This window comes from Streptomyces deserti, from assembly GCF_054782695.1.
Window position 1 is genome coordinate 1 of record NZ_BAAGRZ010000007.1, and the last position, 20,807, is coordinate 20,807.

Annotated in this window: 16 protein-coding genes; 5 read left to right on the forward strand and 11 right to left on the reverse strand. The window is 72.1% G+C overall.

Annotation, left to right across the window (positions count from 1 at the left end):
* Nucleotides 1-463: 463 nt before the first annotated feature.
* Nucleotides 464-1,324 carry a L,D-transpeptidase family protein gene (locus ACYVMZ_RS14870; RefSeq protein WP_461079608.1) on the forward strand — a complete coding sequence of 287 codons (861 nt, stop codon included), beginning with the start codon at nt 464-466 and terminating at the stop codon, nt 1,322-1,324.
* Between the two features lie 260 nt (nt 1,325-1,584).
* Here ACYVMZ_RS14870 and ACYVMZ_RS14875 read toward each other — a convergent pair whose 3' ends face one another.
* The 6 genes from ACYVMZ_RS14875 to ACYVMZ_RS14900 form a co-directional block, all read right to left on the reverse strand.
* Complete coding sequence (locus tag ACYVMZ_RS14875) at nt 1,585-2,643, reverse strand: hypothetical protein (RefSeq protein ID WP_461079610.1); 1,059 nt, start codon at nt 2,641-2,643, stop codon at nt 1,585-1,587.
* Nucleotides 2,643-3,317, reverse strand: coding sequence for an RNA polymerase sigma factor (locus ACYVMZ_RS14880; RefSeq protein WP_461079612.1), 675 nt, complete (start codon nt 3,315-3,317; stop codon nt 2,643-2,645). Before ACYVMZ_RS14880 ends, ACYVMZ_RS14875 begins: the two co-directional genes overlap by 1 nt.
* 413 nt (nt 3,318-3,730) lie before the next feature.
* Nucleotides 3,731-4,675, reverse strand: coding sequence for a hypothetical protein (locus tag ACYVMZ_RS14885; protein WP_461079614.1), 945 nt, complete (start codon nt 4,673-4,675; stop codon nt 3,731-3,733).
* Nucleotides 4,676-4,954: 279 nt separating this feature from the next.
* The gene (locus tag ACYVMZ_RS14890; RefSeq protein WP_461079616.1) at nt 4,955-5,572 is read right to left on the reverse strand and encodes an RNA polymerase sigma factor; all 618 of its coding nucleotides are present in this window, start codon (nt 5,570-5,572) and stop codon (nt 4,955-4,957) included.
* Nucleotides 5,573-5,722: 150 nt separating this feature from the next.
* Nucleotides 5,723-6,601: a hypothetical protein gene (locus ACYVMZ_RS14895; protein ID WP_461079618.1), complete on the reverse strand. Its 879-nt coding sequence runs from the start codon at nt 6,599-6,601 to the stop codon at nt 5,723-5,725.
* Complete coding sequence (locus tag ACYVMZ_RS14900; RefSeq protein WP_461079620.1) at nt 6,598-7,029, reverse strand: hypothetical protein; 432 nt, start codon at nt 7,027-7,029, stop codon at nt 6,598-6,600. Before ACYVMZ_RS14900 ends, ACYVMZ_RS14895 begins: the two co-directional genes overlap by 4 nt.
* 469 nt (nt 7,030-7,498) lie before the next feature.
* Between ACYVMZ_RS14900 and ACYVMZ_RS14905 the strand changes: the two genes are divergently transcribed.
* Nucleotides 7,499-10,087 carry an FG-GAP-like repeat-containing protein gene (locus ACYVMZ_RS14905; protein ID WP_461080036.1) on the forward strand — a complete coding sequence of 863 codons (2,589 nt, stop codon included), beginning with the start codon at nt 7,499-7,501 and terminating at the stop codon, nt 10,085-10,087.
* Nucleotides 10,088-10,185: 98 nt separating this feature from the next.
* Here the strand turns inward: ACYVMZ_RS14905 and ACYVMZ_RS14910 are convergent, their stop codons facing one another.
* The 4 genes from ACYVMZ_RS14910 to ACYVMZ_RS14925 form a co-directional block, all read right to left on the reverse strand.
* Complete coding sequence (locus ACYVMZ_RS14910) at nt 10,186-10,503, reverse strand: hypothetical protein (RefSeq protein ID WP_461079622.1); 318 nt, start codon at nt 10,501-10,503, stop codon at nt 10,186-10,188.
* A 226-nt stretch (nt 10,504-10,729) separates the two neighbouring features.
* Complete coding sequence (locus ACYVMZ_RS14915) at nt 10,730-11,530, reverse strand: tetratricopeptide repeat protein (RefSeq protein WP_461079623.1); 801 nt, start codon at nt 11,528-11,530, stop codon at nt 10,730-10,732.
* 8 nt (nt 11,531-11,538) lie between these two features.
* Nucleotides 11,539-11,739 carry a hypothetical protein gene (locus ACYVMZ_RS14920; protein ID WP_461079625.1) on the reverse strand — a complete coding sequence of 67 codons (201 nt, stop codon included), beginning with the start codon at nt 11,737-11,739 and terminating at the stop codon, nt 11,539-11,541.
* Nucleotides 11,740-11,793: 54 nt separating this feature from the next.
* A complete protein-coding gene (locus ACYVMZ_RS14925) occupies nt 11,794-15,456 on the reverse strand; it encodes a DNRLRE domain-containing protein (RefSeq protein WP_461080038.1) in 3,663 nt (1,220 codons plus the stop codon).
* Between the two features lie 1,333 nt (nt 15,457-16,789).
* Here ACYVMZ_RS14925 and ACYVMZ_RS14930 point away from each other — a divergent pair.
* The gene (locus ACYVMZ_RS14930; RefSeq protein WP_461079626.1) at nt 16,790-17,290 is read left to right on the forward strand and encodes an MmpS family transport accessory protein; all 501 of its coding nucleotides are present in this window, start codon (nt 16,790-16,792) and stop codon (nt 17,288-17,290) included.
* A complete protein-coding gene (locus tag ACYVMZ_RS14935) occupies nt 17,290-19,680 on the forward strand; it encodes an FG-GAP-like repeat-containing protein (RefSeq protein ID WP_461079628.1) in 2,391 nt (796 codons plus the stop codon). Before ACYVMZ_RS14930 ends, ACYVMZ_RS14935 begins: the two co-directional genes overlap by 1 nt.
* Nucleotides 19,681-19,731: 51 nt before the next feature.
* Here ACYVMZ_RS14935 and ACYVMZ_RS14940 read toward each other — a convergent pair whose 3' ends face one another.
* Nucleotides 19,732-20,127, reverse strand: coding sequence for a hypothetical protein (locus ACYVMZ_RS14940; protein ID WP_461080040.1), 396 nt, complete (start codon nt 20,125-20,127; stop codon nt 19,732-19,734).
* A gap of 176 nt (nt 20,128-20,303) precedes the next feature.
* Here ACYVMZ_RS14940 and ACYVMZ_RS14945 point away from each other — a divergent pair, with 176 nt between their 5' ends.
* Complete coding sequence (locus ACYVMZ_RS14945; RefSeq protein ID WP_461079630.1) at nt 20,304-20,789, forward strand: DUF1877 family protein; 486 nt, start codon at nt 20,304-20,306, stop codon at nt 20,787-20,789.
* Nucleotides 20,790-20,807: the final 18 nt, after the last annotated feature.

Genomic DNA, 20,807 nt, shown 5'->3' on the forward strand with positions numbered 1-20,807 from the left:
CGCGCCCGGCTCACCCAGCTTCTCGGCCGGGTCCCAGCCCTCCAGAGCCTCCGGCCCGTAGACCGGCTCGATGGGCAGACCGGACTCCGACTCGCGCGCCATGGTGTGATGCCTCCCGCTGAGCAGTTGCTCGAGTTGCTTGCTGGTTCCTCGCCAGTTACCCGCCAGTACAGACCGACCCTTCGACGGACTGTAGCGGTGGGCGTGCACCCGGTGGAGAGGCGCACGCTGGGACCTTGCTCACAGCCGCGTTGGGACCTCGCTCACAGCCTCCACCGTGGCACGGGTCGCCCGCAATGCGGCCAGTGGTTCACGGCCGGACCGTTTCACGGCCGGACCGGTTCGTGGCCCGACCTTTTCGTGGCCCGACCGGTTCGTGGCCTGGCCCGGTTCACCGGCGGGCCCGCCCGGGGAACATGTCCGGTGACACCCGGGAGCGCCGGTGAGACGAACGGGGGGCGGTATGCATACCACGGGCAGGGGGAGAGCGATCGCCGTCCTTGCGGCGCTGGCCGCGGTGACCGGCTGTACGGTGCAGCCCGCCGGCGAGGACGGCAGGCGCCGGTCGCCGGTGCACATCGACATTCCGAGCGGGACACCGGCCCCGCCCCGGACCTCCGACGACAAGCAGCCGGACAGCCCGCGTGCCGCGCCGCCCGCACAGGACCCGCCCGCACAGGCCCCCGCCCCGGCCCCGGTGCTGTGGTCCCGCGGCGACACAGGCCGTGACGTCCGCGAGCTGCAGGCCCGGCTGCGTCAGGTCGCCTGGCTCTTCCACGGGCCGACCGGGACGTACGACGAGCTGACCGAGAAGGCGGTCGAGGGGTTCCAGGGCAAGCGCGGGCTGCCGCGGACCGGCGAGACCGACACGGTCACCTGGCGGCGGCTGCTGGACATGACGCAGAAGCCGGGCAGGTGGGAGCTGTACCTGATGGGCGGCCAGCCGGCCGACGCGCCCGACCCACGCTGTCTGTCCGGCCGGGTGCTGTGCATCAGCAAGTCGAGCCGGACGTTGCGCTGGATGGTCGACGGGCGGACGGTGTCGACGATGGCGGTCCGCTTCGGCGCGCAGTACACGCCGACCCGGGAGGGCGTGTTCCACGTCTACTGGAAGTCCCGGAACCACTGGTCGACGCTCTACGACTCGTCCATGCCGTACGCGATGTTCTTCAGCGGCGGCCAGGCGGTGCATTTCAGTCACGACTTCGCCGCCCGCGGTTATGCCGGTGCCTCGCACGGCTGCGTCAACGTGGGGGACGAGGCGGCGATCGCTCAGCTGTACGCGCAGGTGAGGAACGGCGACAAGGTCGTCGTCCACTGGTGAGATCCGCGCCGCGAGGGGCGAGGGGAGAGATGCGGGGCGCGGGCGGGACCGGGGGAACGTGTCCCGCCCGCGCCAGGTGCACGAGCCGTGGGTACGGGGGGAACCCCGGCTCTGTGCGACGGCCGATGACCAGTCGGCTCACTCATTACTGCGCCGGGGCGGCCGAAAACGTCACACCCTCGGCGAAGAAATTTCTACGGATCACGAAACCGCAGGTCAGCGGCCATGAAACAGGGTGCCGCCGATGCCCCCGGCGGGGATCAGAGGGCGCTGTAGATGGGGCTGGGCGACGCGTCCGGGAAGGTCGTCGCCTTCTTCGGCAGCAGGGTCTGGGGCCGGGCCGAGGGCGCGAGGGCGCCGTCGCGGTGGCCGCCCGGGACCGTGTCGCCCGCGTCGTCGCCGTCCTTGCCGCCCTGCTCGCCCTGGCCACTGACGGCGCCCTTGCCCTTGTCGCCGCCCTTGCTCGTGCCCTGGCCGGTGTCCTTGCCGGTGTCCTTGTCCTTCGGGGAGCCGCCGTCGGTCGCGGACAGGACGCCCCTGCAGTACGTCCAGACCCGGGCGGGACCGCCCGCGACGCCCTCCAGGGCACGCTTGCGGCCGGGGTCGAGCGCCTTGCCGTCGCGGATGTCGCGGCAGGCCGCCTTGTCCCCCTTCCACTGGTCGCCGGGATGGGCGCCGGGGTCGTCGGCGCCCAGGTCGGCGCCGGGCTTCGGGGTCGTACCGCCGCTCGCCCCGTCCCGGCCGGAGCCCCCGGCGATGCCGCTGGAGGGGTCGCTCGACGGGCCGCCCGGCGTGGACTCGCCCTGCGGGGAGCCGCTCGGCGGGGGCGACGGAAGCGAGCGCTCGGGGGGTGTCACGGCGGCCGAGACCGAGGCGGCGGGGTCCGGCTCGCCGCCTCCGAACGGCGCGGGCAGGACTCCGGTTCCGGCCGCGACCGCCACACCGCCGACCATGCCGACGGCCAGCGCGGCGGCCAGCCCGAGGCGCGCGGGACGCGCCCAGCGGGGGCGCCGGGCGGCACCGGCGGGGCCGCCGAGCCGGACCAGCCCGGCGTGGGAGGCCTGGGCGGCGGAGCGTCGGCCGGCGGGCAGCTCCGCGTCGCCGCGCTCCGCGCGCGCCTTGCGGAAGGCCGCCAGCGCGGCCGCCTCACCGGGGAGTTCCTCACTGGTCAGCGGCGGTGGCGTGGAGAGCGCGCCGAGCATCTTGGCGAGCCGTTCGGCCCGGTCGCGGGCGGCGGGGTCGACAGCTTCCGGTGGCTCTCCGCTCAGCAAACGCTCCGCCGTTTCGCGGTCCAGCCACCTGTACTGCTCGTCGGCCATCACATGTCCTTCTGCGTCCGCGTGCGCGTAGGCGTCACACTCGCGGACGTCACCGCACGGCGGCGCGGTTCTCGCTGGGGCGGCAGGGCGTCGAGCACTCCGGCCGATTCCGGATCCGCCTCCGGGTTCTCGCCGAGCAGTTCGGCGAGCCGCTTCAGACCGCGGTGTGCCGCCGTGCGGACGGCGCCGGGCCGCTTGCCGAGCGTCTCGGCGGCGGTCTTCGCGTCGAGCCCCACGACCACGCGCAGCACGACGGCCTCGGCCTGGTCCTGCGGCAGCCGGGCTATGAGGGAGAACGTGCCGTCGGTGGCCAGCGCCTCGATGGCCTCACCCGCGGTGTCGGACTCGGCGGCCCGGCCGGTCAGCTCGGTCTCGTCGCCGCCGATCGCGGGGCGGCGGCCGCGCATCCGTATGTGGTCCAGGGCGCGATTGCGGGCGATGCGGGCGGCCCAGCCGCGGAACCGGTCGGCGTCGCCGCTGAACCGCTCCAGGTCACGGGCGATCTGCAGCCAGGCCTCGGACGTGACGTCCTCGGCGTCGGGGTCACCGACCAGTGTCCGTACGTATCCGAGCAACCGCGGGTGCACAGCGCGGTACACAGTCCGGAACGCGGTCTCGTCCCCATCCTGTGCCGCACGCACCGCGGCGGTCAGCTCCGCGTCGTCCCCCAGCACCGCGCGCGCCCTTCTGCGCCTCGACCGGCGCCGCTCGCGCGGACCGGGTTCTCGCCGTTGTGGTTTCTCGATTGATGGTTGCGGTCTCAAGGCCGTGAGTGGTTGCTGTGGTCGTCTGTCCTCCGTGGCCCGGCGCGAAAGGCACGTTACGACCTGAAACCGCTCCTCGTCCATGTCGGTACAGGATGCAACCAACCCGTGACGCGCTGGGTGTGACACAAAACGCACGCGCGGCGCTGTAGGAAGTACGGGCCGCCGCGCGGCCCGTCCGCGCGACGGCCGGGGCCTCTCCTGTGGGGGGTGGCGGCCCCGGCCGTTGCCACAGCGGCGCAGGCGGGAACCGCTGAGCCTGGTGCCGGGATGACGCCGGGGTTCCACGTCGGGGGACAGCGTCCTGGGAAAACAGGGTCGCGCTACTGGTTCTTGCCGTTGGGCTGGGCGGGCTTGCCCTGACCGTTGTCCGCGCCGCTGCCGGCGCCGGTGCCGCTGCCGGTGTCCGCGCCACTTCCCGCACCGTCCGCGCCGCTGCCGGAGTTTCCGGTGCCGTCGGCGCCGCTGTCGCCGCCGGCATCGCTGTCCGTGCGGCCGGATCCGTTCTGCGTGCCGCCGGAGCCGTTGCGGGCGGCGTCACCGGCGTCGTCGCTGTTCCCGGGGCGACTGTCCGGCCCGTCGGGCTTGCCGGGCTTCGCCCCGTCCACCGCGCGGGCCAGTTGCTCGGAGCAGTACGCGGCGACGTTCTTCTCGCCGCCCGCGGCCGCGACGAGGCGCTGCCAGGCCGTCGCGTCCAGGGCCTTGCCGCGTGACCCGACCTGCTCGTAGGCGCGGCAGTGGGCCTCAGTGTCCTGGGCGGGGGCCGGGCGGCCCGGCGGCGGGGAGGCGGTGCCGTCGTCGGAGGGGGTTCCGGCGGACCGACCGGGGGCGCTGGTCGCGGGGTGCGGGCGCTTTCCGTCGTCTCCGGTGTCGTCCGTGGCGGAGCCCGCCGCGCCGATCGCCGCGACGGCGACGCCGCCCAGGGTGAGGCTGGCGGCCAGCACGGAGAGCATCGTCTTCAGCGAGCGCCCCGCCCAACGCTCCCGGGGGCGCCAGTCGTCCCGGCGCCGGGTGCGCGCCTCCTGGGGTGCCCCGGCGTCCCGGGCGGCCCGGAACGCCGCCACGGCCCGCAGCTCGGCCTCGGCGTCGACGCCGTCGCGGATCAGGGAGGCGACGAGGAGCGCCTCCAGGTCGGCGGTGTCGATCGTGCGACGCGAGCCGGAGCCGGTGCCGTAGGGGCCGGTGGTCCGCCGGGCGCCGGACACGGGCCCGCCAGGGTGCACACGCCGACGGCCGGGAAGACCGCCGTCGCTCTGCCGTTCACCCATGTCCGTTTCCGTCCCTGCTCGATCCACTCGGCCCCTCGGGCTCACCCCATACGTCCGGCGCGCCCGACGCGTTCACGCCACGCTGCCCGACCGATGCGTTCAGGCCACCCGGCCGAGCCGGCGCGTCCAGGCCGCGCAGCCCGTACGGCCTGCTCAGACCGCCCGGATCGCCGTGCCCGTCACGCCCGGCCGATCCGTTCCGGCCAACCGGCCGACCCTGCCCGCCGTGCCCGGCGCGGCTGTCCGGCCCGCTCGGCCCGGCGCCTGTGCCGTCACTGTTCATTTCGACTCCCCCAGCGTCCGGGAAGCCTCATCCGTCACACTTTCGACGCCGAGCTGTTTGGCCAGGCGTTTCAGACCGCGGTACGCGGCCGTCCGCACCGCGCCCGGCCGTTTGCCGAGGACCCGGGCCGCGGCCGGGCCGTCGAGGCCCACGACGACCCGCAGCAGCACCGCCTCGGCCTGGTCACGGGGCAGCCCGCGGACCAGTTCCAGGGCGTACTCGGTGGACATGGCCTCCAGCGCCTGCTCGTGGGTGCTCTGCGGCCCGGGCAGTTCCAGCACGTCCTGTTCGAGCGTCGCCGCCCGGGGCCGGACCCGCCTGCGGCGCAGATGGTCCAGCGCCCGGTGCCGGGCGATGGTCGCCGTCCAGCCCCGGAAACCGGCCCCGTCGCCCTTGAACCGCCCCAGGTCCCGGGCGATCTCCAGCCAGGCGTCGGACGCCACGTCCTCCGCGTCCTCCCCGACGAGCCCCCGCAGATAGCCCAGCAGGCCGGGCTGCACGAGCCGGTACGCGACCGCGAAAGCGGCCTCGTCACCTTCCTGGGCCCGCGCGACCGCCGCGCCCAATTCCCCGTCGTGTGCCTGCACGCGGCGGGGTTCTCCTCCCTGGCCCAAGAACCTTCCTCGTCCGTACCGAGTTCGTGGCGGGTCGGCGTCGTCCGGCACGGCCGGCCGTGCACGTCCCCACGGTGATCAGCGCCAGGCCCCACAGAAGTGTCACAGCGCGCGGGGCTTGCCCACGCCGTGCGGCAACACCGGGCACCGTCAGCCCGCTTCCGGCGGCAGCGCGATGCTGCCCGTGAACCTCCCTTCGGTCCGCTGCGTCACGTCCTGGCTGTAGCGGATGGTCCGGTCGCCGTACGGGATGAGGAAGGCGCACCGGAACGTGTGCGAGGTGATCCGGTACGTGGCCGGATCCAGGGCGACCGTCTCCTCGGCGCGCTCCACGCGGATCCGGCTCTCGGGCGCCGTGACCCCGGCCGCGCGCAACTGCTCGAGGGTCGGGGCGAGTTCGCGCAGCGCCTTCCGTACGACGCCCTGTCCCCGTACGGCGGGCAGGGCGGCGGGTGCCGTACGGACGCGCAGTTCGAGCCGGCCGGCCGACTCGACGGGCCGGACGGCGTCGGCGTACGTCCGCAACGCGTCGAGCGCGGCGACCGGGTCCTCCACCTTGTCCGCGATCCCGGGCTCGGTCAGGGGTCCGTGCCGCCAGGCGGTGCCGTCCTTGACGTACCCCGTGCCGTCGACGACGTAGACCTCCTCGGACCGGGCAACTCCCTTGCCGCTGACGCTGGTCCCGGTGGAGTGGAGCGCCCACGGCTCGTCCGTCGTCCGGTGCACGGTGGCCGTGTACGTCGCGGTGTTCGCCTGCCCCCGCAGGACAAGCCCCTCGCGCCCCTCGACGGCGAACGTCCACCCCTTCTCCTGGGCCATCGCCTCCTCGGCGCGGGCGAGGAACTCCTCGGCGGTGTCGGGCGGCGCGGCGGGAGCGACCGGCCGGCTCGGCGCGGTCGCCGCCGCGGACGGCGGTCCGGGCGGTTCCTCCCGGCCGGTTCCGGCGCCGGAACACCCGGCCGACGCCAGGGACAGCAGGCAGCAAACGGCCGTCGCCGCGGCGCGGCGTCCCCCGCCCGGCCTTCTCACGCCACGGCCCGGCGAGCCCGGCCGTGCAGCGTCAGGTAGAAGGTCTGCAGGGACTCCTCCGGGCCGCCGGCCTCGAAGCGGTTGTGGACCTTGCCGAGCGGGTTCCAGACCCGGCCGTCCGGCATCCGTACGCCCACCAGCTGGCCGAAGTAGGCGCGCTGGTCGGCGTCGAAGTCCACCCACACCGCGCCCGCGCGGCGCACCAGCACCTCACCGACGTACGCGCCGAGCGCGAAGAGCGTGCCATGGGCGCGCTCCCCCTCGGCACCGCCCTTGCGCAGCCCGTCGATCAGGAAGTCGACGACGCGCAGGCTGCCCACGGAGAAGTCCAGCGGCAGCCGGTGACGGGCGGTCACACGTGCCACGAAGGCCGCCGCGTGCGACCGCATCTCGCCCGCGCGCGCCGCGCGTTGCTCCGCCCTGCTCATGGGACCCCACCCCTTCGTCAGCCGGGAGAGTCCTCCCAGCGGCTCCCCCCGGCTGACCCAGCGCATCCGGAACCACCCGCATCACGGGTCATGGATGTGTTCATGACCACACAGCGGGGTCACAGCAGTCGTACAACCCTTTCGCCTTCTGGAACGTCGGCCGGGGCGTGGGCGGCGGGACGAATGCCACCGTCCCGGTCGTCTCCGGGCACGGGCCGCGGCCCGCCCGGCGCGTGGAGCCTCATACACGGCCGCCGAGCCCGGTCGGGGGCGCGTGATGTTTGGCCACACCTCAGCGCTGTGTGAGTGCCGCCTGTGTGACAGGTGAGGCGTCCGTGTTCCTTCTCTAGGGGTGGGGTAGTTGAGTCCTCGCAGGACCCATGCGTACAAACCGCTCAGTCTCAAGCGCCGTGCCTGGCTTACGGCCGGGGCGGTCCTTCTGAGCGGTGCGGGTGTCGTGACGTACGCGATGGCCGGTCCGTCCGCGCCGTCCGGCACCAAGGCCGAGGGCCGGGAGCCCGCCGTCCACACGCTGAAGCTCAAGGACCGCGGCGCGGGCCGCAAGGGCCTGGCGAAGCGGGACACCGAGCAGTTCAGCGCGGTGGTGCTGACCTGGAACGACCCCGAGGCGAAGGCCAAGGGCACGCCCGAGGTGCGCACCCGGGACATCGAGACCGGCAAGTGGTCCGCCTGGCAGAAGGTCACCGTCGAGCCGGTCCAGGCCGACGGCGCCGAGGGTGAGCGGGCCGCCCTGCGCGGCGGCACCGAGTCGGTGTGGACCGGCGCGTCCGACGGCGTCGAGGTGCGGGTCGTCAACGCCGACGGCACCGAGGCGGCCGGCCAGCCGGCCGGGATGGACATCAGGCTGCTGGACCCGGGCACCGATCCGCAGGGCCCGCTGGAGCCTGCCGCGTTCGCGGCGGAGACCACGGCGCCGGCGGTGAGCGAGTCGCCGACGGCGACGGCCACGGAAACGGGGACGGAGACGGCCGGCCCGACCGGTTCCCCGACGGCCGGGGACCCGGCACCGACCTCGGCGTCCCCGTCGACGTCCGCCTCCCCGACGGACCCGGCCTCCCCGACCGGCACCGCCTCCCCCTCCCCGTCCGCCACGGTCCCGGCGCCCCGGCCCTCCACGGTCGTCAAGCCGCCGGTGATCACGCAGGCCGAGTGGGGCGCGTCGACGAAGTACAACGGCACGCCCGAGTACGGCACGGAGATCAAGGCCGCCGTCATCCACCACACCGGCATCGACAGCGACAACACCCTGTCCTGCGCCGAGTCCCGGGCCCGGATGCGCTCCATCCAGCAGGCCCACTTCAGCCAGGGCTACTTCGACCTCGGATACAACTTCGTCGTCGACAAGTGCGGCCAGATCTTCGAGGGCCGCAGCGGCGGCATGGACCTGCCGGTGATCGGCGCGCACGACGCCGGCTTCAACACCGACACCGTCGGCATCTCCTACATCGGCAACTTCGAAAAGGCCAAGCCGAGCCGGGCCGGGCTCGACGCGATCGCGCGGATCGTGGCCTGGAAGTTCGGGATGTACGGCATCGACCCGACCGGCAAGGTCACGCTGACCTCGCGGGCCCCGCTGAACTACAGCGGCAACAAGGTCCCGGAGGGCCAGCAGATCACCCTGCCGCGGGTGTTCGGGCACAAGGACACCAACGCCACCGCCTGCCCCGGCGTCTCCCTCTACGGCAAGCTGTCCTTCATCCGTACGCTGGCCAAGACCCCGGGCATCTCGCACGCCCTGGCCACCACCGACTACAACCGGGACGGCGTCAGCGACCTGGTCGCGGGCACCCCGAAGGCGAACTCGGTGACGGTGGTCCCGGGCGGCGTCAACGGCCCCGTCACCGCCGCGAAGGTGACGCTCACGCAGAACAGCCCCGGCGTGCCCGGCTCCTCCGAGACCGGTGACGGCTTCGGCACGGCCACCGCCTGGGGCGACGTCAACGGCGACGGTCACGCCGACCTCGCGATCGGCTCGCCAGGCGAGGACGACACCAGCGGCAACACCGACCGCGGCCAGGTCACGGTGATGTACGGCCCGGCGCTCACCACCGGCTTCTCGTACACCACCTCGGGCGTCACGGCGGCCGGCGCGAAGCTCGGCTCGACGGTCACCGTCGGCGACTTCAACGGCGACGGCAAGGCGGACGTGTTCTCGGCCGGCACCGGCAAGGGCGGCAACTGGAACGTCCGGCTGACCGGCGGCGCCACCAAGTACGGCACGCTCACCACCGCCACGTCCTCGGTCGCCCACCTGGACGCCGCGACCGGCGACTTCAACCTCGACGGCTACGCGGACGTCGCCCTCAACTACCGCGACACCGGCGGCATCGGCCGCGTGCTGCGCTTCGCGGGCTCCGCGAGCGGCCTGACCAAGGTCGGCGTCATCTCCGTCAAGGGCGGCCGCTCCATCGCCGCGGGCGACATCAACGGCAACGGCTACGACGACATCGTCATCGGCCAGCCGTACGCCTCCGAGTCGGGCGGCAAGTCCGGCGGCCAGATCACCATGGTCCCGGGCACGTCGACCGGCTTCACCACCACCGGCATGACGACGATCCACCAGGACACGGCGTACGTCCCCGGCGGTAACGAGTCCGGTGACGCCTTCGGCACCTCGGTCTCGGTCGGCGACTTCAACGCCGACGGCTACCTGGACGCCCTCGCGGGCGCCCCGGGCGAGGACCTGGCCCGCAGCGGCGTGAACTACGCCGACGCGGGCGACGCGATCCTGGTCAAGGGCACCTCATCCGGCCTCACCGGCTCCGGCTCGGTCGCCGTCTCCCAGGACACCTCGGGCGTCCCCGGCACCGCGGAGACCGGCGACCGCTTCGGCTCCTCGGTGTCGCTCACCGACCTGTCCGGCTACGGCCGCGCCGACCTCACCTTCGGCGCCGACGGCGAGGACGGCACGGACGGCATCCTGCTGCACCTGCCGAGCAACAGCACGGGCCTCGGCTACTCCGACGCCGTGATCTACAGCAAGACCACGCTGGGCACGCCGACGGACGGCCGGCTGGGCCAGACGCTGACGCCGTAGCCCGCGCCGGCGGAACCACGTGCGGGGGTCGCGAGATCGCGACCCCCGCACGTGTCACTCGCCGCGCAAGCAGCGCCGGCTCGCGCCGCCGGGAAGCGCTACTCCGCCAGCCCCATCCCGCGGAGCTCATCGAGTTCGGACAGCACCTGACCGAAGCTCTTCGAACGCCCTGGGGCCACGGCGACGATCGAGTCCCAGGGGCTCACCCCGAATCGACCGGCAGCGATACCCGCATACACCGGCAGATCCGACAGGTCCGCCCCTGCAAAACTCTCCCGCCGCAGCAGGAACTGCGTCTCCTCGTCCCCGCGAATCAGTTCACCCGGGACGTAGTAGAAGCTCGCGTCACTGAACTTCGCCTCCCTGATGTCGAGCGCCCATTCCACCTCCTGATAGGCGACACGCATCGCCTCCACGAACCTCTCCTGTACCTCTCCCGGCAGGGCATGGTTGGGAGGAGTCGTGACCACTTTCCCCCCAATGTTCCCCGCAGGGTGACGCGATCGAAGACGCACGCCTCCAGAAGCAATGCCCTTCGACCGCCTGCCCCGCCGTCCGCGTCTTCGACGTTTTCCTCCGGGACCGCAATGTCACCCGTCTCCCCGCGGCCGGATCACTTCATGAACTGACACCCAGGCCGAGTCAGTCTTCTTCTCGGGCCCGTCGGACGCGAATCTGCACGATCTTCTCCGCCTCGGCATTCTTCCCCGCCAGGCGCCCGGCCTCCAGGATCTCCTCGTCGGTCACCTGCTCGCCGAGTGCGAAGACCTCGTGCACGCCCTCCATCCGGTGGGCGTCCAGCATCTGCAGAAACCAGCGGGCGGACCGGACGAGATCGACGTCCGTACCGATGCCGTCCCGACACCACTCGCCGACCGCGAACATCGCGTCGATGTGCCCGAGTCCGGCCGCGACCTCGTACCAGTGCAGCGCCTCGCTGTCCTCGTCCCGCTCGGAGTACACGTCACCGAGCCGGGCCGCGGCCTCCGCGACACCCCCCTCGGCCGCCATCCGCAGCCAGCGCTGCGCCTCGGCCACATCGCCCGGCACCTCCTCCAGCAGGAAGACCCCCAGATTGTGCGCGGCGATCACATCACCCGCGTCGGCCGCCGCCCGGAACAGCCCTTCGGCCACCGCCAGGTCCTTCTCGACGCCCGCACCCTCGACATACAGATAACCCAGGGTTCGCCGTGCCTCGTTGTGCCCCGCCTCGGCCGCCCTGCGGAACCATTCAGCCGCAGCACCCGGATCCTCGTCCCAGGCCAGCAGCACCCCGCCCAGGACGTTCTGACACTCGACGTCCCCGTCCCCGGCGGCCTCCTCCAACTCGGGCCGCAGCTCCGCGAGTCGGCGCACAGCCCCGGGCCTGTCCTGCTGCGCCGCCTCCAGACACGCACGCACGCGCGCGGCGAGCCCGGCCCCCTCCTCGTGAGCGCCCGTCATTGAATGCCTCACATTCTCACCTGGTATTCGAGCGAGATCTCGCCGAATTTGGCCATCATCGAACTGTCCCCGGATTCGGCGATCTCACGCATTTCCCGGAGAAGTCCCTCCAGAATGACTTGCGCTCCGTCGACTCCCGCCCGAAAATCACGCAAGGCCTGCACCGCGTCCGCCGCGATCTGCTTACCCTCGCGAATTCCCTTCTCCATCCCACCTCTCTGCCACCTCACGCAGCGACACTCCCTTGTGGTCCAGGAGGCGCTTCACCCGAACTCCCAGGTGTTGCCGAGCGGTGAGGTCTTGCGCCACAGGTCGGCCGCGTAGCCGTCCACCCGGGTCTGGTACTCGTACGCGGTGGCCTTGTCCGGGTACGTCGACGGGTTGCAGTAGTCGGTCGGGTTGAACGACGTCCACGCCTTGGTGACCTCGGCGTCCCACTGGCGCAGCGGGTAGCCGGTCTTCTGGTCGTAGCAGTACGCCGTCTTCGCCCCGTTGGCCTCCTCCAGGTACGTGACGTTGTTGTCGGCGTCCCAGGCCAGCTTGGTGGTCTGCGCCTTGGCGTTCGTCAGCTGCACCGGACGGGCGAAGTCGTCGGTCACATGGGTCGTGACGTGGTTCTCCGCGTCGGTGACCTTGGTGTCGACGAACTTCGTGTTGGAGGTGTGCGGCGCGTACGCGAACGTGGTCGTGTACCGCAGCCGGTCGGTGATCGTCTTGTTCCACCAGTGGAACTTGGGGTCGTCACCGGCCTGCGGCGCGTAGTAGGCCAGGTCGGTGGAGTTGCCCCGCGGGTCGGTGGCCTTGACGAGCTTGACGTTCTTGTTGCCCTGCGTGGCGTCGTAGGTGAACTTGAAGACCTTCGGCTGGCCGGACGCCTCGCCGTCGATCACCTGGCCGAGCAGGCCCTTGCCGGTGTAGTAGAAGGTGAGCTTGCGACCCGAGATGTCCGTGATGGACTTGACGTGGTCGTAGATCTTGGAGTTGGTCAGGTTGGTGCCGCTGACCTTCGCGCCCGTGTCGTCGATGTACGAGTAGGACGCGTCGCCCTTCTTGTAGTAGTCGATCGTGAGCGACTGGCGGCCGGCCGGGTCCGTGACGTAGAGCAGGAACTTGGTCGGCTTGTTGTTGGACCTGCGCTCCTCGTACGTGAACGTCTGCGTGTTGCCGTCGTTGTCGACGACCGACGTCAGATAGCCGTCGCAGCCGAACAGGAACCGTGTGCCGTCCGGACGGGTGAGCGTCCAGGCGTCCGGGACCGGGTCCTTGGCCGGCGTGCAGTCCAGGTCGAGCTTCGGCGTCAGCTTGAAGTGCACACCCGCGGGGGCCTTCCACGAGCCGTCCGCCTGCTTGCGGAAGACGTGCGTGGTGCCGTCGCCGTCCGGGAGCTTGATCTCGGTCGGGTTCGGGTTCGGGTGGAAGTCCAGCGGGGCGCCGAGCCGGTTCGGGCCGGAGATCTGCGCGGACCAGCCGTGGCCGAGGACGGTGTCACTGGTGTCCAGCGAGTTGTACGCGATCCGGGCGAAGGTGTTCAGGCCGCGGCCCGGGTTGTTGATCGCGTTGTACTGCCAGACGCTGTTGCCGGAGGCGACATTGGTCATCAGCGACGAACCGGCGCCGGTGTTCTTGCCCGCGTACGAGTAGAACTTCTCCAGCCCCAGCGTGTTGGAGGTCGGGTCCTCCACCGCCACGTTCTGCTTCAGCGGCGGAATGCCGCCCGTGCCCGCCGACAGCCAGGTGCCGTCGGCGACCTTGCGGACGTCCCAGCCGAGCACGTACTCGGTGCGCTTGCTGCCCGAGTCCGAGTTGATCGGCGTCTTGACCTGCGCCTGGATGGTCGCGGACTTGCTCGGCAGCAGGGCCGGGATGGCCGTGGCGACCTGGTTGCCGCCGTTGGTCACGTCCGTGCCGTCGGGCAGCTTCCAGGTGTAGGACAGCTCGCGGTCGCCGGCCGCCCAGGCGGTGGCCGTGGTGTTGGTGACCGTGAACTCCACCGTGTAGGTCGAGTTCGGGGTCATGCGGGCCGGGTTCTGCGGGGCGTAGTACGTGTCCTCGGTGGTCGAGTCGACGTAGATGACCTGGATGTACGGGCGCAGCTGCGGGTCGGCGGCCTCGGCCGACAGGAACAGGGTGTGCTCCTGGGGGCCGGTGGCCGACTCGTCCTTCAGCTTGACCGCGACGCCCTTGTTGCTGGCGGGCGTCTTCACCCAGCCCTGCGTCAGGGAGGTCGCGTTCCACTGGTGGCGGCCGACGTCGTGGACGCTGCCCACCGTGCTGGCGACCGTCGAGGAGACGTCACCGCCGGCCGTGGTCCACGCCGTGGTGGAGCTGGCCTTGTTCCAGGTGGCGCTGGCGGCGTCGAAGTCCCGGTTCATGGCGCGCAGTTCGTAGATCGCGCCGTCGGAGCCGGTGGTGGTCTCCGCGCCCCACATGTACATCTTCGAGTCCAGGACCGTGGCGGTGCTGGGGATCGAGGTGGTGGGGAACTTCAGCAGCGCCCGTGTCTTGCCGTACGTCGGCGAGTCGTTGCCGACCTCCAGCCAGGTCTGCGAGGTGTTGGTGAGCGGCTCGGTCAGGCCCGCGCCGTAGTTGGCGTCCGGCTTGGCGGAGGACAAGGTGGTGTCGGTGACGCCGCCCTGCGAGCCCTGGATGATCTTCATCGTCCGGCCGGCCTTGGGGATGCCCACGGTCCGCGTCGGCGAGCCGAGCAGCTGCCCGTCCTTGGTCTTGACGGCCAGTTGGTAGAAGTACGACTTGCCGATCTCGTTGAGCGAGGAGTCCGGCGTGGGCACGGCGGTGGTGTCGGTGTACGTCGTCGCCGTCCTGTCGATCGGCGCGACCAGGGTGGCCGCCGATGGCGTGAACGCCTGCTGCGTGGAGCGGTGCAGCTGGTACTCGACGATGTCCAGGCCCGGGTCGCCCGTGGTCTTGCTGTACGCCTTCCAGGACAGCTCGGGGCCGGTGCCGTGCACCACGGTCGGCGAGTTCAGCGTGGTGCCGACCTTGCCGTAGGTGACGGTCAGCCGCGGGATCGTGGAGGTCTCGTTGTTGTAGTCGCCGTCACCGGACTCGTAGCGGGGACCGCCCACCGGGCTGGACGACAGGGTGTCGTCCTTGGCCTGGATGACGAAACCGTGGTTCGTCGCCGTGCCCGACAGCCACTTCTGCACGGTGTCGGTGACGGGGAAGTTGTGCCACTGGTTGTGCTCGCCCGCGTTCTTGACGATCTGCGCCGGGTTCACCAGGCGCACCGCGTCGGCGATGTTGCGGGTGGTCGAGCTGCCGGTGTCCCCGAGGACGACCTTGCCCGTCGTGCCCTTGTTGAAGGGGTACTGGGTGCTGCTCAGGGCCTTCCAGGACGCCGCCGTACCGCTCTGGTTGACGGTGTGGCTCGCTGTGCCGTCGCGGTGCGTGACCGTGTACGGGGCGGCCGTGGCACCGTCCGAGGCGGGCGGGAAGTGCGCCTCGACGCGGTAGGTGGCCGTGTCGAGGACCTTCGGCTGCCAGATGTACGTCTCGCCGGTGGCGGTGTTCTTGTTGTACGCGTAGTCGTCGCCGACGGCCGCGCCGCCGGTGGTCGTCCCGCGCGGCCACTCGCCGACCGCCGCCGTGCCGGTGTCCCCGTCGTCGATCTGGACGGTGGTGCCGGACAGTTCGCCGGCCAGGCCGGAGGTGTTGCTCCAGTTCGCCCCGGTCTCGGTCCACGCGCCGGTGGCCCGGCGCACCTCCATGGTGACGTTGTTGGCGACCCCGGAGTGCACCTGGTCGAAGTACATCTCCAGGCGCGCCGAGTCGATCTTCGTCCCGGAGGGGATCGCGGTGAGCGGGAAGTAGATCAGCGAGCGGGAGATGCCGCCCGTGTTGGTCTTGCCCGCGGACAGCTTCCAGCTGGTGGCGTAGTTGGCCGTCGGGTACTCCGACAGGACCATGGTGTCCTGGGCGCTGGAGGGGCTCGGCGCGATGGTGATCGTCGGGTCGATCCGCACCGGGTACTGGCGGTCCTTGCACGCCAGCCACTTCGCCGACGGGGTGACGGTCAGCTTCCAGTTCTTCCCGTCACGGGTGAGTTTCTGCCCGACGGCGGTGGAGTACGTGCCGCCGGTCGGCGAGTCCGGGACCTTCTTGGCGTCCGTCATGTACGGCGCCGGGATCACCATCCCCGGGGTGTGCGGCCGCTCGCCGTACAACTCGATGGCGCCGTCCTTGCGGGCCTTCGGCGTCAGCCCGTCGGTGTCGAGGGTGAAGGTGTAGCTGACCGGGCCTGAGGGGGGCTCGGTCAGGACGATGTTCTCCTTCACCTGGCCGCGGCCGACCTTGTACTCCAGGTCGGCGCCGCCCACGGCGTTCTCGTAGGTGACGGTGGCGCCCTTGGCGACCGGCTTCGGCGCCCGGTCGGCGCCGGCCAGACCGAGCGTGACCGCACGGCCGTCGGGCGCCTGGAACCGGACGAGCTTGTCGCTGCTGTCACCGAACCAGCTCCGCCCGGAGTTGGTGGTGTTGGCGAACTCGAAGCCCTCGGCCCGGCTCTTGACCACCGACGTGTCGATGGTCTTCCAGACCTTGCCGTCCCGGTACGACAGCGGCTCGGCCGAAAGCTCGACCTCGGTCCGTCCGTCGGACAGCTGCCAGTAGCGGGCCGTCGCCGTGCGCTTGCCCTTCAGCTCCTTGACCCGCTTGGCGGGCGGCAGGGCCTTGCCCTTCGGCAGCTTCTGCCGGCTGGGTATCTCCAGCTTGCCGCCGACCGGCGGCCTGGCGTCGTCCTCGTCGTCGTCACCGCCCAGCCAGTCCGCGATCGTGTCGATGACGCCCTTGCCGTCATCGTCCGGCGCGGCCGCGGGCGCGGCGTACGCGAGCTGCGGCAGTGTCGTACTCACCACCGCCGACACCACAAGGCAGGAGATCAGTCTCCCGTATCGGACTTTCACGTCCAATACCCTTTCCGTTTACGGCGCGACCCGCCCGGGAATGCTCCGGAATTCGGGCACGCCAAACCGCCGGGCGGGTATTCCCGACCGGCCACCCTCGTGCGGGGACACGAGGATCCGCATCTTTAAACACCGACAAAGGTGCAGGTCAAGCACGGCGACACAGAGGACAGTCGACCGACAGTCCGACATCGGGTCGCATTTGGAGTGTCGTTTCGCCCGTTTCATCCAAGGGCTGGAAAAGATGGTTCCGCATGCGCTATAACCGCTCGGTTCGCCATCAGGTATTTCGCATGACGAATTACCTGCCGACGAAACAACGACGAAAGCCAGGGCCATGTCAGCTACCGAAACCAAGGACCCGACCGGGAAGGCCGAGGACCCGACGGGGGAGAAAAAGCAGCGTGGCGGTGGCGACCGCAGCGCCCTCCTCGTCGGCGGCGCGGTCCTGCCCGCCTGCGCCGGGCTCGTCCTGACCGGTGTGCTCGGCGGGTTCGGCGAGGAGGACAGGCCGAAGCGGCACGTGCCCACCGCCGCCGTGACGTACGAGGTCACCGGCGAGGGCCGCGTCGAGGTCAGCTACCTCGCCCGCAGCGAGCAGGGCAGGGCCACCGTCGAGAAGAACGTCGAGCTGCCCTGGACGAAGACCGTCCAGGTGCCGCTCGGCCAGTCCCCGGCCGTCAACATCGTCCTCGACGGCAAGGGCGGCGAGGCCAACTGCGCCCTGACGATCCGTGGCAGGTACGTGCAGGGCGCCACCGCCTCGGGCACCTACGGCCGCGCCACCTGCGCCGGTGAACTGCCCGCGCCCGAGCGCACGGAAGAGGTCACCGGCTGATGCGCTTCCTCGTCCGCACCGCCGTCGCCACCGCCCTCGCGCTCGGCGCCCTCGGCCTGGCGGCCCCCGCGCAGGCCGAACCCGCCGGCACCGTCCGCCACATCGCCGTACCGGGCAGCGATCCGCTGCAGCGGGCGCTAGCGCCGCGCACCACCGAGCCGTTCCGCATGGTCGGCGTCACCTGGGACGACCCGGACGCCCGCCTCGGCGGCACCGCCGAGGTCCGCACCCGCTCCGCCGAGACCGGCGAGTGGAGCCCCTGGCGCGCCCTGGACACCGACGTCCGTACGCCCGAGACGGGACCCGACCACGACCGGGCCGGGGTGCGCGGCGGCACGCAGCCGCTGTGGACCGGCCCGTCGGACGGCGTCCAGGTCCGCGTGGCGGGCAAGGGACTTCCGGCCGGGCTGCGCGTCGAACTGGTCGACCCGGACGGCGGCACGGGCAGCGCCACCCGCACCGCGATGCGCACGACCGCGGCCGAACCCTCCCCCAAGCTCTCGGCTTCGCTCGAGCAGGGAGGTGCCCCCATCGCAGGCCGCCCGGCCGTCACCCCGCGCTCCGGCTGGGGCGCCGACGAGTCGCTGGTCCAGGACCCGCCCACGTACACCACCGACACCAAGGCGATGTTCGTGCACCACACCGCGGGCACCAACGACTACACCTGCGCCGAATCCGCGTCGATCGTCCGCGGGATCTTCCTCTACCACGTGCAGGGCAACGGCTGGAACGACATCGGCTACCACTTCCTCGTCGACAAGTGCGGCACCGTCTTCGAGGGCCGCGCGGGCGGCATCGACAGGCCCGTCCTCGGCGCGCACACCTACGGCTTCAACACCGGCACCAGCAGCGTCTCGGTGCTCGGCGACTACAACACCGCGACCGTCAACACCGCCGTCCGCGAGGCCGTCGCGAAGGTCGCCGCGTGGAAGCTCGGCCTGTACGGCATCAACCCGGCCGGGACCGTGGTGCTGACCGCCGGAGCCGACAACGGCAAGTTCACGGCCGGTCAGAAGGTCACCCTGAACCGGATCTCCGGCCACCGCGACGGCTACCCGACCGAGTGCCCCGGCCAGAACCTCTACGCCGACCTGCCCGCGATCCGCGCCCTCGCCTCCACCACCAGCGAGCCCGCGCCGCAGGGGGACGCCAACCGCGAGGGCCACGCGGACCTGGCCGTCGGCGTCCCGCGCGCCAACCAGGTCACCGTGGTGCCGGGCGCGGCCGCCGGCCCGTACGGCGCCGGCAAGCAGGCGGTGACCCAGGAGAGCGCGGGCGTGCCGGGCAGCACGGAGACCGGCGACGACTTCGGCGCCGCCACCGCCTACGGCGACCTGAAGGGCGACGGCTTCGCGGACCTGGCGATCGGCGCGCCCGGCGAGGGCGCCACGGACGCGGGCGCGGTGACCGTGCTCGACGGCGGCGTCAACGGGCTCGCGCCCAGGGCCGCTTCCGTCACGCCCGGGGTGGCCGGGGAGCGCTTCGGCGCGGCCCTGGCGTCCGGCGACTTCGACGGGGACGGCGACGCGGACCTCGCGGCGGTGGCCCCGGGCAGCGCCCGCGCCTACCTCGTCGACGGCCGGAGCGGCGCCCTGGGCACGCCCGTCGCGCTCGCCGACGGCCCGGTCCAGGCCCCGGACGCGGCGGCGGGCGACTTCGACCGCGACGGCTACACCGACCTGGCCGTCACCTTCCGTACCACGGACGGCGGTTCACCCCTGGTCGTGGCCCGCGGCTCGGCCGCGGGGCTCGGCACCCCCACCGTCCTCCCGGGCGCCGGCGGCCGCTCCCTCGCGGCGGGCGACCTGGACGGCGACGGGTACGCGGACCTGGCGGTCGGCCGCCCGAACGCCGGCGACGCCGGTGAGGTAGCCGTCCACCACGGCTCGGCGACCGGCCTGGCCACCACCGGCGGGACCGTCCTCACCCAGGGCGCGAACGCCGAGCCGGGCGACGGGCTGGGCACCTCGGTGGCCGTCGGGGACACCGACGCCGACGGCTATGCCGACGTGCTGGCGGGTGCCCCCGGCGAGGATCTGACCGTCGCCGGCACCGCACAGGCCGACGCGGGCGCGGTGACCCTCTTCCGCGGCGGCGCGAGCGGCACCTCCTCCTCCGTGTCCGCGACGTACCACACGGACCTGGCGGGTGTGCCGGGCGCGGCGGAGGCGGGCGACCGGCTCGGCTCGGCGGTGGCCGTGACCGACCTCACCGGCGACGGCCATGCCGACCTCGGCATCGGCTCCGACGGCGAGAACGCCTCCGACGGCACGGTCCTCACCCTCAACAGCGGCCCGTCCGGCGTCATCGCCACGAGCGGCCTGTACTTCGGCCCGGGGACGCTCGCGGCACCGACCGGCTCCCGCATCGGGGACGTGCTGGCGCCGTAGCGGCGCCGCGGGGTACGGACGGAGCCGGGGGTCCGCTCCGTCCGTACCCGGTTACGACGTCGTCCCCGCGCTCGACGCGTCCCGGCACAGCAGTCGCAGCGAGCCGTCCCCGGTGAAGCAGCGGCGGGCCTCGTCGATGGGGTCCCACAGGCGGCCGTCGGGGGTGCGGATCCAGTGGTCGCCGCCCGTCGCCCACCACTCCCCGCCCGTCTCACGGACGATCACCTCACCGGCGTACGCGCCGAATCCGCGCAGCACGTGCTCCAGGGCGCCTTTCGGTGTGTCCTCCCGCCGTATCCCCTCGATCATGCGGTCGACGCTCCACAGGCTCTGCGCCGAGTAGTCGAGCCGCAGCCGCGCCCCCTCACGCATCGCCACCACCGTGTCCGCCGCCCACCGCACCGGCTTCGCCGCGGCCGAGGGCCTGGTCTCCTGCTGGGTCGTCACAGTCGTCACACCCGGAAGAGCGTGGCCGGGCGGGCGTTCGTCACCCGGTTCCGGCGGGGTCCCCAGGACCGGTGCAGGACCGCCCCAGCTCCGTCCCACGACGGTCACAGGACTCTTTCACCTGCGAGGTTTACCGCGGGGTGATGATTCCGCGCCCCGGTGCGCTGCCCTGTCCGATGAGCATGTACCTCCATCTGCGCGCCGTGCCGCCCTCGGCGCTGCGCAACAGCGCGACCTGGCTGCAAGGGCTGTTCCAGGACGACTGGGACGCCGTACGGCAACGGATCGGCCGGCACCGGGAGGAGGTACTGGACAAGGACCACCTGCGCTACGAGTGCTTCTACGCGGGTGCTCACCCGCCCGAGGGTCCGCGGACCCTCGTGGTGCTCGGCGGCCGGCCGGTGTCTCCGCTCGAACCGGACCTGCCGCCCTTCCTGCTGCTGACGGCGGCTCAGGTGGCCCGCGTGGCCGACTTCCTCACCTCGGCCGACTTCGACGAGCTGTGGCGGCTCGCCCGCGACGAGGTGCTGCCGGGGTACGGCGGGAGAGAGGCGGAGCCGAAGGCGCGGGGCGTCTTCGCGGCGACGCACCGCGACCTGACCGCGTTCTACACGCAGACGGCGCACTACGGCGACGCGGTGGTGAAGTGGCGGGTGCGCTGAGCCGGCCGGGCGCGGTGA